Annotated in this window: 14 protein-coding genes; 11 read left to right on the top strand and 3 right to left on the bottom strand. The window is 60.9% G+C overall.

Translation table 11 applies throughout. The features are described from left to right. The first annotated feature begins 18 nt into the window (after positions 1-18). The gene (locus tag PH603_RS12430; RefSeq protein ID WP_289502857.1) at positions 19-1389 is read left to right on the top strand and encodes a sodium-dependent transporter; all 1371 of its coding nucleotides are present in this window, start codon (positions 19-21) and stop codon (positions 1387-1389) included. Here the strand turns inward: PH603_RS12430 and PH603_RS12425 are convergent. Beyond that, positions 1386-2342, bottom strand: coding sequence for a LysR substrate-binding domain-containing protein (locus PH603_RS12425; protein WP_289502856.1), 957 nt, complete (start codon positions 2340-2342; stop codon positions 1386-1388). The genes PH603_RS12430 and PH603_RS12425 overlap by 4 nt on opposite strands. Before the next feature lie 263 nt (positions 2343-2605). On the opposite strand from PH603_RS12425, the gene PH603_RS12420 reads away from it, so the two are divergent. Continuing rightward, positions 2606-3490 carry a DODA-type extradiol aromatic ring-opening family dioxygenase gene (locus PH603_RS12420; RefSeq protein ID WP_289502855.1) on the top strand — a complete coding sequence of 295 codons (885 nt, stop codon included), beginning with the start codon at positions 2606-2608 and terminating at the stop codon, positions 3488-3490. Between the two features lie 38 nt (positions 3491-3528). Continuing rightward, complete coding sequence (locus tag PH603_RS12415; protein WP_289502854.1) at positions 3529-4341, top strand: DODA-type extradiol aromatic ring-opening family dioxygenase; 813 nt, start codon at positions 3529-3531, stop codon at positions 4339-4341. Positions 4342-4345: 4 nt separating this feature from the next. Here PH603_RS12415 and PH603_RS12410 read toward each other — a convergent pair whose 3' ends face one another. Beyond that, positions 4346-5305, bottom strand: coding sequence for a LysR substrate-binding domain-containing protein (locus PH603_RS12410; RefSeq protein WP_289502853.1), 960 nt, complete (start codon positions 5303-5305; stop codon positions 4346-4348). Positions 5306-5455: 150 nt separating this feature from the next. Here PH603_RS12410 and PH603_RS12405 point away from each other — a divergent pair, with 150 nt between their 5' ends. Genes PH603_RS12405 through PH603_RS12370 form a run of 8 tightly spaced genes read left to right on the top strand, consistent with a single transcriptional unit; the run spans position 5456 to position 12460 of the window. Beyond that, on the top strand, positions 5456-6958 hold the full coding sequence (locus PH603_RS12405) for a 2-hydroxymuconic semialdehyde dehydrogenase (protein WP_289502852.1): 1503 nt from the start codon (positions 5456-5458) through the stop codon (positions 6956-6958). Between the two features lie 10 nt (positions 6959-6968). Continuing rightward, positions 6969-7751, top strand: coding sequence for a 2-keto-4-pentenoate hydratase (locus tag PH603_RS12400; RefSeq protein ID WP_289502851.1), 783 nt, complete (start codon positions 6969-6971; stop codon positions 7749-7751). Between the two features lie 9 nt (positions 7752-7760). After that, the gene (locus PH603_RS12395; protein WP_289502850.1) at positions 7761-8705 is read left to right on the top strand and encodes an acetaldehyde dehydrogenase (acetylating); all 945 of its coding nucleotides are present in this window, start codon (positions 7761-7763) and stop codon (positions 8703-8705) included. Continuing rightward, positions 8702-9724 (top strand): 4-hydroxy-2-oxovalerate aldolase, encoded by a 1023-nt coding sequence (gene dmpG / locus PH603_RS12390; RefSeq protein WP_289502849.1) that lies wholly within the window; start codon positions 8702-8704, stop codon positions 9722-9724. The genes PH603_RS12395 and dmpG overlap by 4 nt, the downstream gene beginning before the upstream one ends. Further along, the gene (locus PH603_RS12385) at positions 9721-10500 is read left to right on the top strand and encodes a 2-keto-4-pentenoate hydratase (RefSeq protein ID WP_289502848.1); all 780 of its coding nucleotides are present in this window, start codon (positions 9721-9723) and stop codon (positions 10498-10500) included. The genes dmpG and PH603_RS12385 overlap by 4 nt, the downstream gene beginning before the upstream one ends. Continuing rightward, positions 10497-10913: a RidA family protein gene (locus tag PH603_RS12380; RefSeq protein ID WP_289502847.1), complete on the top strand. Its 417-nt coding sequence runs from the start codon at positions 10497-10499 to the stop codon at positions 10911-10913. The genes PH603_RS12385 and PH603_RS12380 overlap by 4 nt, the downstream gene beginning before the upstream one ends. A 22-nt stretch (positions 10914-10935) precedes the next feature. Then, entirely contained in the window at positions 10936-11463 is a 528-nt protein-coding gene (nbaC, locus tag PH603_RS12375; protein WP_289502846.1) for a 3-hydroxyanthranilate 3,4-dioxygenase, read from the top strand. A 19-nt stretch (positions 11464-11482) separates the two neighbouring features. Beyond that, positions 11483-12460: an amidohydrolase family protein gene (locus PH603_RS12370; RefSeq protein WP_353507411.1), complete on the top strand. Its 978-nt coding sequence runs from the start codon at positions 11483-11485 to the stop codon at positions 12458-12460. A gap of 100 nt (positions 12461-12560) precedes the next feature. Here the strand turns inward: PH603_RS12370 and PH603_RS12365 are convergent, their stop codons facing one another. Then, the gene (locus PH603_RS12365) at positions 12561-12998 is read right to left on the bottom strand and encodes a VOC family protein (RefSeq protein WP_289502844.1); all 438 of its coding nucleotides are present in this window, start codon (positions 12996-12998) and stop codon (positions 12561-12563) included. Between the last annotated feature and the right edge of the window lie 3 nt (positions 12999-13001).

Here is a 13001-nt window from a genome sequence, read left to right as displayed (position 1 = left end):
GAAAAGGACAAGCTAAAGATGACCTCCAAGGCCCCCGAGCGCTGGTCTTCACGCGCCACATTCATTCTTGCAGCCGTTGGCTCGGCCGTGGGGCTCGCCAACCTCTGGCGCTTCCCCTATAGCGTCGGCACCGGCGGCGGCAGCGCGTTTGTCTTTGTCTATCTCGGGGCTGTTCTCCTTGTATCGCTGCCTGTACTGATTGCAGAGCTGATGGTTGGTCGCCGCGGTCGGCTGAGCCCGCCACAGGCGATCGGGACTGTCGCGCGGGAGGGCGGGGCTTCGCCTGCATGGGCAGGCATGGGGTATGTCGGGGGCATTGGTTCGCTGATCGTGCTTGCCTTCTATTCCGTTGTCGGCGGCTGGACGCTGGCCTATGCCGGAAAGGCACTGACGGGCGCGAGCCCGGTAACCGCCGCCGAGGCAAGCGCGGCGTTTGATGGATTGAACGCCAGTGCGCCGGGGCTGTTTGCCTGTTTCGCGGTCTTCATCGGTGCAACCATCGCCGTCTCCGCCCTGGGCGTGCAAAAGGGGATCGAACGGGTCGTCAAGATCATGATGCCCGCGCTGTTCCTGATCCTTCTGTCGCTGGCCGCCTATGCCCTGATTGCCGGTGAAGCCGCCAAGGCGATGACCTTCCTTTTCAAACCCGACTTTTCGAAGATCACAGGTGCGGTTGTGATGGACGCGGTGGGGCAGGCCTTCTTCTCGCTCGGTGTCGGTATGACCAACCTGATGGCTTACGGCGCCTATGTGGACCGGGATACCTCTATCCCCCGCACGTCGCTGTTCATCGTGGGGGCAGATACAGCTGTTGCCTTGATTGCCGGGATCGCCATTTTCCCTATCGTATTTGCCGTGGGCCTTGCGCCTGATAGCGGGCCGGGCCTCGTGTTCCAGACTCTGCCCGTGGCCTTTGCCCAGATGCCAGGCGGCAGCCTCATCGCACCCGCCTTTTTCTTCCTGCTGTTCTTCGCGGCGCTTACGTCCTCCATCTCGATGATCGAGGCGCCGGTATCGTGGCTGCAGGGCCGGTTTGGCTGGTCGCGGGTGACGGCTGCGCTGGTGCCGGGTGCGATCAGCTTCGGCCTTGGCGTCCTGTGTGTGCTTTCCTTCAACATCCTGTCGGGCTTTCATCCACTTGACGGGGTGCCCCTTCTGGAAGGCCGGAATTTCTTTGCGCTGTTCGATTATCTCGTCACCACGCTGATGATGCCGGGATGTGCCATCTTCATCGCGCTGTTCGTTGCCTGGGCGTTGCCGAAAGCGCTGACGCGCGACGAATTCGGTGTGGCGGAAAGCGGCTATGCCTTCGGCCTCTGGCGGTTCTGCCTGCGTTATGTGGCGCCGCTTGCGCTGGCGGCAGTGCTGATCGGCGGGGCGATGGCCTAAAGGCTGCCGGTTGCCGGCATTTCTGCGGCAATATCTTTCGCAACCCGGCGCAGCACAGCCATGAAATGCCCGGCTGCGGGCGCCAGTTCAGCCCCGGCGCGTGTGGTGGCGCCAACCTCGCCGTCTGCCGATGCCATATCGATCGGCAGACGCACGAGATCGGGATAAACATTCGCCACTTCAAACGGCATGGCGGCAACCATGTCGGTGCTGACGAGCAGCGCGTGGTTCGCCATGATCGATACCGATTCCACCAGATCAGCCGGAGGCTCCAGCCCTTCGTTCAGGAAGGCCGTCACGATCTGGCGCCGCAGCGTGGTTTGCGGCGAGGGCATGATCCATTCGGCGTCCGCCAGGTCCTTGAGCGTCAGCGATTGCCGCTCTGCAAGCGGGTGGCCCCGGCGCGCGACAATCGAGATCGGGTCCTTGTAAAGAACCTCCTGCGCCAGCCCCTCACGCTCGCGGTAAACCGGCAGGCGGCCAAGCACGATATCGAGATCGCCTGTACGAAGGCTTGGCATCAGCTTGTCATTGGTGCCTTCAACAATTGTAACGCCAACCCCCGGTCGTTCCTTCTTCATCAGGGCAACTGCGCGCGGCAGGAGGGCCGAAGAAGCGGCAAGCAGCGTGCCCACGAATATGCGGCCGGCAGTACCTTCCTCAAGCGAGGTCAGTTCCTCGCTTGCATGGCGGAGCTGGGCGAGGACAAGCTTCGCATGCTTGATCATGACCTCGCCGTACGGCGTGGGTGTCACGCCGCGCGATGTTCGGTCAAACAGGGTGATGCCGAGCGTCTCTTCCAGCTCGCGGATGTTTTTGGTCGCGGCGGGCTGGGCAATATTCAGGATCTGCGACGCCTTCAGGATATTGCCTTCCTGCGCCACGACAGTCAGCAGCTTCAGCTGTTTCAGCTTCAGCCGCGAGACCAGAAAGTTCTCGTGAATCTTGGCCACTACGCACTCCTTACCGCCGCGAAAAGGCGACGGCCCAGTATACACGTCCGGCTATAGAAAAAGGCAATGATATAAAAATCCGGCATAGCACGCAGCCGACTGGCATATTGAACCCGCCCGGATATGCCCGGCGGCTATAGGTGCCACCGGAATCCTTATTATTCACCCCAAGTCAGATGTGCGAGACCCGAGCAAGAGCCTTGTGTTGCCACCGTTTGGCAGCCTTTGGGTCAGGCCCATCTTTACGCGGGAGGTAAGTAAAAATGGCTGACGGGAAGATCGTTGCGGGCTTTGTGGCTCCGCATCCACCACACCTTGTCTATTCCGACAATCCACCCCAGAACGAACCCCGATCCGAGGGCGGCTGGGAACCCTTGCGCTGGGCCTACGAAAGGGCGCGTCAAAGCCTTGAGGACCTGAGGCCCGATGTGCTTCTTGTTCATTCGCCGCACTGGCAAACCAAGGTCGGCCACCATTTTCTGGGTGTTCCAAGGCTCGAGGGCAAGTCAGTAGACCCGATCTTTCCGAACCTTTTTCGCTACAACTTCGGGCTCAATGTGGATGTGGATCTTGCCGAGGCCTGCTGCGAGGAGGCGCAGGCGGAAGGGCTGACCACCCGCATTATGCGCAACCCGCGCTTCCGTGTCGACTATGGCACGATCACGACGCTCCATATGATGCGCCCGCAATGGGACATTCCTGTTGTCGGCATTTCCGCGAACAACTCGCCCTATTATCTGACGCTCGATGAAGGGGTGGATGAAATGGAGCGGCTGGGTGTCGCCACCCGGCGCGCCATCGAGAAATCCGGGAAACGTGCGGTGCTTCTTTGTTCAAACACCTTTTCGCACTGGCATTTTCATGAGGAGCCGGAGGTTCCAGAGGATATGAGCAAGGAGCATCCCCAAAGCTATGAAGGCTACAAGTGGGACATGCGGATGATTGAACTGATGCGGCAGGGCAAGCTGCGTGACGTGATGCGCCTTTTCCCCGAATGGGTGGAAGCGGCCTTCGCCGAGGTGAAGTCCGGGGCCTTTCCCTGGATGCTGGCTGCGATGGACTATCCCGAAATTCCGGCTGAGCTGCACGGCTATGGCACCGTCATCGGCACCGGCAATGCCGTAATGGAATGGCGGCTCGACGCCTGAACCTGGTCCCCCGCTTCGACTTCAAGGAACTGATTTTCATGACCATTGTTTCCGCATTTCTCCTGCCGGGCAATCCGCTGCCCACTTTACACCCGGATAACGCCCCGTGGCGGCCGCTTGTTGCTGCCTGCAATGAAGTTGGCGCCGCCATCCGCGCTACCAAGCCGGATGTGTTGCTGATCTATTCGACCCAGTGGTACGCGGTGCTTGACCAGCTTTGGCAGGCACGGGCTGAAATCGCCGGCGTGCATGTGGATGAACAATGGCATGATCATGGTGATCTGCCGTTCCGACTGCGCACCGATACTACGCTTGCCGCCGAGTGTGTCGCACGCGCCAACGCTGCGGGCATCAAGTCCAAAGGTGTCGATTACGACGGCTTCCCGATCGATACAGGCACCATTGTCGCCACTGGATTTGTCGATCCCGAAGCAAAAATTCCGACCCTGATTGCAGCCTGTAACCTTTACCACGACTTTGAAAAGACCGAGGGGCTGGGTGCCATCGCGCGAGATGCGGTTTTGGCGCAAGGCAAACGTGCTGTTGTGCTGGCTGTCGGCGGTCTTTCCTCGAACTATATCGATCACGACATAGATTTATCCGATGATCATATTGCCAAAAGCGACGACGACGCTGCCAATCGCCAATTTCTGGCTGCGATCACGGATGCCGATGGGGCAGGTCTTCGCATGGCTGCATTGGACTATGCAGCAAGCACCGGCACAGACATGGGCATGAAGCACATCGCCTGGATACTGGGTACCTGTCGCAACATTCGGGGCGCCGATGTGAAGGCCTACGGGCCAACCTACGGCGCCGGCGCGGCTGTTATCGAATTCAAGCTCGCATAAAGGGTCACGCGGCGCCGACTTCTGAAAGGAGTTCGGCTTTGATCTCCTCCGCGACCCTGCGAAGCACCGCCATGAAATGGGCGGCTGCTGGCGAAAGGTCGGCGCCAGCGCGTGTCGTGGCGCCCACTTCGCCGTCGGCTGAAGCCAGATTGATGGGCAGTCGCGCGAGGCCGGGGTAAGCGTTGGCGACTTCAAATGGCATGGCGGCCACCATGTCCGTGTTGGTCAGCAGCGCGTGGTTCGCCATGATCGACACGGATTCCACAAGGTCTGCCGGTGGCTCCAGCCCTTCATTCAGGAAGGCTGTAACGATCTGGCGGCGCAGGGTTGTCTGCTGCGACGGCATGATCCATTCGGAATTGGCAAGATCCTTGAGGGTCAGGGATGGCCGGTCGGCCAGCGGATGGCCCTTGCGCACCACGATCGAAATCGGATGGGTATAGAGGATTTCCTGCGTCAGGCCGTCACGTTCGCGGTAGGAGGGCAGGCGGCCGAGCACAATATCGAGATCACCGGTCCTCAGACTCGGCATCAGCTTGTCGTTGATGCCTTCGACGATGGTAATCGCGATCCCTGGCCGTTCGGCTTTCATGAGGGCGACAGCGCGCGGCAGCAAGGCAGACGATGCCGACAGCAGGGTCCCCACAAAAATTCGCCCCGAATTGCCTTCCTCAAGTGAAGTCAGTTCCTCGCTTGCGTGGCGCAGCTGCGCAAGGATGAGCTTGGCATGCTTGATCATTACGTCGCCGTATGAGGTGGGCGCGACGCCCCGCGAGGAGCGCTCGAACAGGCGAATGCCCAGCGTTTCTTCGAGCTCGCGGATGTTTTTGGTGGCCGCAGGCTGGGCGATATTCAGCACCTGCGACGCCTTCAGGATATTGCCTTCCTGCGCCACGACGGTCAGCAGTTTCAGTTGCTTCAGTTTCAGTCGCGAGATCAGGAAATTCTCGTGAATCTTGGCCATGCGGGCCTCCTATTGGCTGCCCGGCGACTGTGACATGGCCTATACCCATTCTGTTATATCAATAACGGAAAGAGATATTATTTTTCATATAGTGGCACGCCTAGGCTGCTTCTTGTCCGAGCATTCCACCGGTTACGAGAGCAGACCTTTATGGATACCACTTTAGCAGCCCCCGAAAGCGACCCGAACAAGGCCCGCACTGTGCCTTTGCTGCGCAATTTTGTGGATGGCGCCTTTGTTGAGGGTCGCGTGCGCTTCGACAACGTTTCACCGGTTGACGGTTCGCTGGTGGCGCGTGTGTGCGAGGCCGATGCTGCGACTGTGGATGCAGCTGTCCGGGCTGCCAAGCGTGCCCAGTGTGAGGTGTGGGGGCGTATGCCTGCTGCCGAGCGCGCCAAGGTGCTGCATCGGATCGCAGATGGCATCGAAGCGCGGTTCGATGAATTTGTTGCGGCAGAGATCGCCGATACGGGCAAGTCCCAGCATCAGGCGCGCACGATCGATATTCCGCGCGGTGCGGCCAATTTCCGTGTCTTTGCCGATATGGTGAAGGTGGCGGGGCAGGAATGCTTTGAAATGGATACCCCCGACGGGCGGGGGGCGCTGAATTACAGCGTCGCCCGTCCGCACGGGGTTGTTGGCGTGATCTCGCCGTGGAACCTGCCGCTGCTGTTGCTGACGTGGAAGGTTGCGCCGGCGCTCGCCACCAGTAACTGCGTTGTGGCAAAGCCATCCGAAGAAACGCCGTCCACCGCCACACTGCTTGCTGAAGTGATGCAGGATGCAGGCGTGCCCGCAGGCGTGTTCAATCTGGTTCACGGCTTCGGGCCGGGGTCGGCGGGCGAGTTCCTGACAGCCCACCCGGATGTGGATGCCATCACCTTTACGGGCGCTTCTGCCACCGGCAGTGTGATCATGAAAGCGGCGGCACCAACCGTGAAGCCGCTTTCGTTCGAGCTCGGCGGCAAGAATGCCGCCATTGTCTTTGCCGACGCGGACTTCGATGCCGCCGTTGCGGGCACCGTTCGCTCGGTCTTTTCAAACTGCGGGCAGGTCTGCCTTTGCTCTGAACGCGTTTATGTGGAGCGTTCGATTTTTGACCGGTTCGTCGCCGCACTTGCCGAGCGTGCCCGCGCGCTCACCATCGGTCGGCCGGAAGACGGGGTTGATATGGGGCCGCTCATTTCCCGCGAGCACCGCGAGAAGGTGACAGGCTATTTCGAAATTGCCCGCGCTGAAGGTGCCACGTTCGTCACCGGTGGCGGTATCCCGGCATTCGGGGACGAGCGCGATGCCGGTGCCTTTGTGGAGCCAACCATCCTGACCGGTCTTCCTGAAACCGCACGCACGGTGCGCGAGGAAATCTTCGGGCCCATCTGCCACATCGCCCCCTTCGACAGCGAGGAAGAGGCCGTGGCACTGGCGAACAACACCGACTATGGCCTCGCGGCTGCTGTCTGGACGCAGGATATCAAACGCGGTCACCGGGTCGCGCGCCAGATGGAAGTCGGCATTGTGTGGGTGAATGACTGGTTCCTGAGGGACCTGCGCACACCCTTCGGCGGGGTCGGCCTTTCAGGCGTCGGCCGCGAAGGGGGACGCCACTCGCTCGCCTTCTATGCCGAGCCATCCAACATTTGTATCAAGCTTTGAGGAACGGGCGATGACGAACGATATCCTTGCCGAAATCGCGGCGGACCTGATGGAGGCGGAAGGCAAGCGCCAGCCGGTTGCCCCCGTGCGCGACCGGATCACGAGTGGCAGCCTTGACGATGCCTACCGCATCCAGTTCATCAATACCGAACGCGGGCTGGCCGCCGGGCGGCGCCTTGTCGGGCGGAAAATCGGGCTGACGTCTGCCGCCGTGCAGAAGCAGCTTGGCGTTGGCCAACCGGACTTCGGCGCCCTCTTTGCCGATATGGCCTTTGGCGACAGCGAACCGGTGCCCACAAGCCGCCTGATCCAGCCGAAAATCGAAGCCGAGATCGCCTTCGTACTGGCGCGTGACCTGACAGCCGAGCGGTTGACGCTCGCCGATATCATCAGTGCCACAGCCTATGCCCTGCCGGCGCTCGAGATTGTCGACAGTCGGATCGCCGACTGGAAGATCGGCATCCTCGATACCATTGCTGACAATGCATCTTCCGGGCTGTTCGTTCTTGGCGGTCACCCGAAGCGCCTTGGCGACTTCGACCCGGTTCTGTGTGGCATGGTCATGGAACGCGGCGGTGATCAGGTTTCGCTCGGTGCTGGTGCGGCATGCCTTGGCAACCCGCTCAATGCTGTCAAATGGCTGGCTGAGAAGATGGTCGAGGTCGGCACGCCTTTGCAGGCTGGAGACGTTGTCCTTTCGGGTGCGCTTGGCCCGATGGTGGCGGCGACGGCGGGTGATGTTTTTGAAGTGCGCATCAACGGGCTTGGCTCCGTGCGCGCGATTTTCGAATAGGGGACTTGGATGGCCGGGAAGGTAAAATGCGCCATCATCGGATCGGGCAATATCGGCACCGATCTGATGCTGAAGATAGTGAAGGCAGATGCCCTTCTTGAGGCGGCGGTCGTGATCGGCATTGATGCCCAGTCCGAAGGGCTGGCGCTTGCCCGCTCGCACGGTGTGGCGACCTTCCATGAGGGCCTCGCGGCTTTCATGGGCGAGGATCTTTTTAGCGAGGTTGATATCTTCTTCGATGCGACGTCCGCGAAGGCGCACCTGGCGCATGACAAACTGCTCGCCGATCACCCTGAAAAGACGCTGATCGATCTTACCCCCGCTGCGATCGGCCCTTATACCGTGCCGGTCGTCAACCTTGGGGAAACCCTTGGCGAGCGCAATGTCAACATGGTCACCTGCGGCGGGCAGGCCACGATCCCGATGGTGGCGGCTGTCGCACGGGTGGCACCGGTGCGCTATGCCGAAATTGTCGCCTCGATCTCGTCCCGCTCGGCGGGGCCCGGTACGCGCGCCAATATCGATGAATTCACCGAAACAACTTCCCGCGCTATCGAGCGGGTCGGCGGGGCTGCGCGCGGCAAGGCGATCATCGTGCTGAACCCGGCTGAGCCCCCGCTTCTGATGCGCAATACGGTCTATGTGCTGTCGGATGAAGCGGACGAACAAGCCATCCGGGCATCGGTCGCGGCAATGGCGGCGGACGTGCAGTCCTATGTGCCGGGCTACCGGCTGAAGCAGGACGTGCAGTTCGAACGCTTCGGCAACAACAACCCGCTAGAAATCCCCGGCTACGGCACTTTCACCGGCATCAAATCCTCGATCTTCCTCGAGGTCGAGGGGGCGGCGGATTACCTGCCGGCCTATGCCGGCAATCTGGACATCATGACATCGGCAGCGCGCGGTACGGGTGAGCGTATCGCCGCTGAAAAATACGGGCGGGCAGCAGCATGACCGACAAGCTTTATATCCAGGACGTCACCCTGCGCGATGGCATGCATGCGATCCGGCATATGTACGGCGTCAACCATGTGATGACGATTGCCAAGGCACTTGATGAAGCTGGCGTCGATGCAATCGAGGTGGCTCACGGCGACGGGCTGGCGGGGGCCAGCTTCAACTATGGCTTTGGCGCCCATACCGATTGGGAATGGCTCGAGGCGGTAGCCTCGGTCCTGAAGAAGGCGAAGCTTGCGACCCTGCTTCTACCCGGCATTGGCACCAAGGAGGATATCCGGCGCGCCTATGCGCTGGGTGTGCGCTCGATCCGGATCGCGACCCACTCGACCGAGGCAGACGTGGCCGCCCAGCATATTGCCGTCGCCCGCGAGATCGGGATGGATACGGTCGGTTTCCTGATGATGTCGCATATGACGGCGCCCGCGAAACTCGCCGAGCAGGCGAAGCTGATGGAAAGCTACGGTGCCGAGTGCGTCTATGTGGTCGACAGCGGCGGTGCGCTGGATATGGACGGTGTGGCCGAGCGCCTTGAGGCGTTTAACGAAGTGCTCGATCCTGCTACCGAACGCGGCATTCACGCCCACCATAATCTGTCGCTCGGGGTCGCCAACTCCATCGTGGCGGTCCAGAACGGTGCGCGCCGCGTTGATGCAAGCCTCGCCGGCATGGGGGCGGGGGCGGGCAATGCCCCGCTGGAAGTCTTTATCGCTGCCGCCGACCGCAAGGGCTGGAACCATGGCTGCGATCTTTTCAAACTGATGGACGCGGCGGAAGACCTTGTCCGTCCGCTGCAGGACAGGCCCGTCCGGGTGGACCGCGAAACTCTGAGCCTCGGCTATGCAGGCGTCTATTCCTCGTTCCTGCGCCACGCAGAAAAGGCCGCCGCGCAATATGGCCTCGATGTTCGTGAAATTCTGGTCCGCCTCGGGGCGCGCAAGATGGTTGGCGGGCAGGAAGATATGATCGTCGATGTGGCGCTTGATATCCTCAAGGAACGGGAGGCCGCAGCATGAGCCGCCTCGATACAATCGCCGAGCGGCTTGATAGCGCTGCCGCGAAGGCCAGCGCTGTTGCCCAGCTTTCAACAGGTGCTGACGCCATCACCCTTGATGAAGCCTATGAAATCCAGGCGCGGTCGATCGCCCGGCGCCTGTTGCGGGGTGAAGCGCTCGTGGGCATCAAGATGGGGTTCACCAGCCGCGCCAAGATGGTGCAGATGGGTGTCGCCGACCTGATCTGGGGACGGCTCACCGATGCCATGATGTTGGAAGATGGCGGCGAGGCTTCGATGGAAGATTATGTCCATCCCCGGATCGAGCCGGAGATCGCTTTCCGCCTTTCGCGACCGCTTTCAGGCAATGTTTCGCTACCGGAAGCAATTTCGGCGGTCGACGCTGTGGCGCCGGCCATGGAGTTGATCGACAGCCGCTACCGCGATTTCAAATTCTCGCTTGAGGATGTCGTGGCCGACAATTGCTCGTCTTCGGGCTTCGTGATCGGCGCCTGGTCAAAGCCACCGGCGGATATCGCCAACCTTGGCATGGTGATGCGCTTTGATGGCCGCCCGGTGGAGATCGGGTCGTCTGCAGGCATCCTTGGCAACCCGTGGCGGTCTCTGGTGGCGGCAGCAAGGCTTGCCGGGCGATATGGTTTCCAGCTTGCCCCCGGGCAGATCGTGCTGGCGGGTGCGGCAACGGCGGCACAGCCGCTGAAGGCAGGGTTGCATGTCGCGCTGGAAACCGAAGGTCTAGGACGGGTGGACCTGAAGGTGAAGGGAGCAGCTTCATGAGCGACGGGCGTGTGATCGCAGGGCGGGCCGTGCCGCGCGGGCGTTTCCCCCATTATCGGCGGGCCGGCGACTTTATCTTCGTATCCGGCACCAGTTCGCGCCGGGCAGATAACACGATTGCGGGCGCAGACGCCGATGGTTTCGGCGCCACGACCCTCGATATCAGGGCGCAAACACGCGCGGTGATCCTGAATATCGGTGAAATTCTCGCCGATGCGGGCGCCGACCTGAAGGATGTGGTCGAAATTTCTGCTTATCTTGTCAATATGAACGACTTCAAGGGCTATAACGAAGTCTATGGGGAGTTCTTTGACGAAACGGGGCCGGCCCGCACCACGGTTGCGGTGCATCAGCTGCCCCATCCGCACCTGCTGATCGAAATCAAGGCGGTTGCTTACCGCCCGCGCGGATGACGCAAAGAGGGAAGAGCCAACAATGACACTGTTCCAGAAACCCTACACGCTTCCCTTCGATCTCCACCGCTTCATGCGGGAGAACGAAGAACTCCTGAAAACACCGCCGACGAACGTGAAGGCCCTGTGGCGCGATACTGATTTCATCGTGTTCCTGGTGGGCGGCCCTAACCGGCGGAACGATTATCACGAAGACCCGCACGAGGAATTCTTCTACCAGATCAAGGGTGACATCCATCTGAATATCATGACGGATGCGGGTCCCGACCGGATCGATATCCCGGAAGGCAATGTCTTCCTGCTGCCGCCGCGCCTGTTGCATTCGCCGCAGCGGCCCGACCCTTCAAGCGTCGGTATCGTGGTGGAGCGTGTGCGCCCGACCGAAATCTTCCACTGGTTCTGTCCCAAGTGCCACACGCACCTGCACCGGGAAGAGCGACCGGTAACCGATATCGAGAAAGACCTGCCGCCGATCTATCAGGCCTTCCACGACCGGCACGACAAGCGGCTTTGCCCCAAGTGCGGCACTTTCCATCCGGGAAAGGACTGACGCCGTGACAGTGATCGACATGCACAGCCATTTCTTCCCGGAAATGGACGCTTCCCGCTCGGAAAAGGCCCGGATTTCTGGCCTGCCGTGGCTCCTGAAAACCGACGCCGAGAACGGCTATATCATGGTCGGCGACCGGCATTTCCGCCCGATCACCAATGCCTGCTGGGCTGCTTCTGCCCGGCTTGAGGATATGGACCGCTGCGGCGTGGACGTTCAGGTGATGAGCGCAACACCGGTTATGTTCGGCTATTCCCGACCAGCCAAGGACGCCGCTGAAAGCGCGGCCTTCTTCAACGATCTTGCGCTTGATCTTTGCGCGCCCGATCCGGCCCGCCTGAAGGTTATGTGCCAGGTGCCGCTACAGGATACCGATCTAGCCTGTAAGGAGCTGGAGCGGGCGATGGCGGCCGGGCATATCGGGGTCCATATCGGTAACCATCTCGGCAACCGGAACCTTGATGACGAAGGCCTGATGACCTTCATGCAGCACGCGGCCTCGATTGGTGCCCCTGTGCTGATCCATCCATGGGACATGATGGCGCGCGAGCGTATGCCGAAATATATGCTGCAATGGCTTGTCGCCATGCCGGCGGAAACGCAGCTTTCGATCCTGTCGCTGATCCTGTCGGGTGCGTTCGAGCGGCTGCCGAGGAGCCTGAAGCTATGCTTCGCGCACGGCGGCGGCAGCTTTGCCTTCCTTCTGGGGCGCGTCGACAATGCCTGGCAATACCGCGATATCGTGCGGGAGGATTGCCCCAACCGCCCGTCCAGCTATCTCGACCGCTTCTATGTCGATTCCGCTGTTTTCAGCGACGAGGCATTGAAGCTTCTGGTCGATGTCATGGGCGACGAGCGGGTGATGCTTGGCTCGGACTATCCTTTCCCGCTTGGCGAACAGCAGATTGGCGATCTGGTGCGCCATCATGCGGACCTCGGCGATGAAGCCAAGGCACGTATCCTCGGCGGCAACGCCGCAACCTTCTTCAACATCTGAAGACCTGCCTAACTCTGCCCACTCAGAACTGAAGCGGCGCCTGTGACATCACAGGCGCCGCTCTTTTACCCGACTGACGGGCTTGGCAAGTGGGGGGAGGTCAGTCGAGTTTCTTGTAGCTGTCGGTGCCGACCCAGCCGCGTTCCGATACATCAATCATCACGCCTTCCGGGCCTTTCATCTTGTATTCGGCATTGTCCTTGGAGGGGTTTTTGCCAAGGCCCTGGGCCATGTTCACATCGTGGCGCGGCGCATAGCCGGAGCCTTCGAAGGTTTCGACAAGGCCTTCGATGTCATCGCACTGGAAGCCCAGGTGGTGAAGGCCGGTGTAGCCTTCCGGGAATTCCATGCCCGCCGCCGGGCGGTTCTTGAAATTCAGAAGGGCGATATTGATGGTGCCGTCAGTTACATAATAGCCGCGGGCATTGCGGCTATCGACCTTGCCGGCAATGGTCCAGCCAAGGACGGTCTCGAAGAACTTGGCAGCATTGTCGGGGTCGGCCGAGGCAATGGCCACGTGGCGCAGGCGAACGGTCATGGG

The sequence above is a fragment of the Gimibacter soli genome (genome assembly GCF_028463845.1).
Lineage (GTDB): Bacteria > Pseudomonadota > Alphaproteobacteria > Sphingomonadales > Kordiimonadaceae > Gimibacter > Gimibacter soli.
This window is presented reverse-complemented; position numbering and strand designations above follow the sequence as displayed.

Coding starts and splice junctions, on each gene's coding strand:
- PH603_RS12410 (WP_289502853.1), bottom strand. CDS start 5,305: ATGGCCAAGATTCACGAGAATTTCCTGATCTCGCGACTGAAACTGAAG.
- PH603_RS12420 (WP_289502855.1), top strand. CDS start 2,606: ATGGCTGACGGGAAGATCGTTGCGGGCTTTGTGGCTCCGCATCCACCA.
- PH603_RS12385 (WP_289502848.1), top strand. CDS start 9,721: ATGAGCCGCCTCGATACAATCGCCGAGCGGCTTGATAGCGCTGCCGCG.
- nbaC (WP_289502846.1), top strand. CDS start 10,936: ATGACACTGTTCCAGAAACCCTACACGCTTCCCTTCGATCTCCACCGC.
- PH603_RS12430 (WP_289502857.1), top strand. CDS start 19: ATGACCTCCAAGGCCCCCGAGCGCTGGTCTTCACGCGCCACATTCATT.
- dmpG (WP_289502849.1), top strand. CDS start 8,702: ATGACCGACAAGCTTTATATCCAGGACGTCACCCTGCGCGATGGCATG.
- PH603_RS12405 (WP_289502852.1), top strand. CDS start 5,456: ATGGATACCACTTTAGCAGCCCCCGAAAGCGACCCGAACAAGGCCCGC.
- PH603_RS12370 (WP_353507411.1), top strand. CDS start 11,483: ATGCACAGCCATTTCTTCCCGGAAATGGACGCTTCCCGCTCGGAAAAG.
- PH603_RS12415 (WP_289502854.1), top strand. CDS start 3,529: ATGACCATTGTTTCCGCATTTCTCCTGCCGGGCAATCCGCTGCCCACT.
- PH603_RS12380 (WP_289502847.1), top strand. CDS start 10,497: ATGAGCGACGGGCGTGTGATCGCAGGGCGGGCCGTGCCGCGCGGGCGT.
- PH603_RS12365 (WP_289502844.1), bottom strand. CDS start 12,998: ATGACCGTTCGCCTGCGCCACGTGGCCATTGCCTCGGCCGACCCCGAC.
- PH603_RS12400 (WP_289502851.1), top strand. CDS start 6,969: ATGACGAACGATATCCTTGCCGAAATCGCGGCGGACCTGATGGAGGCG.
- PH603_RS12395 (WP_289502850.1), top strand. CDS start 7,761: ATGGCCGGGAAGGTAAAATGCGCCATCATCGGATCGGGCAATATCGGC.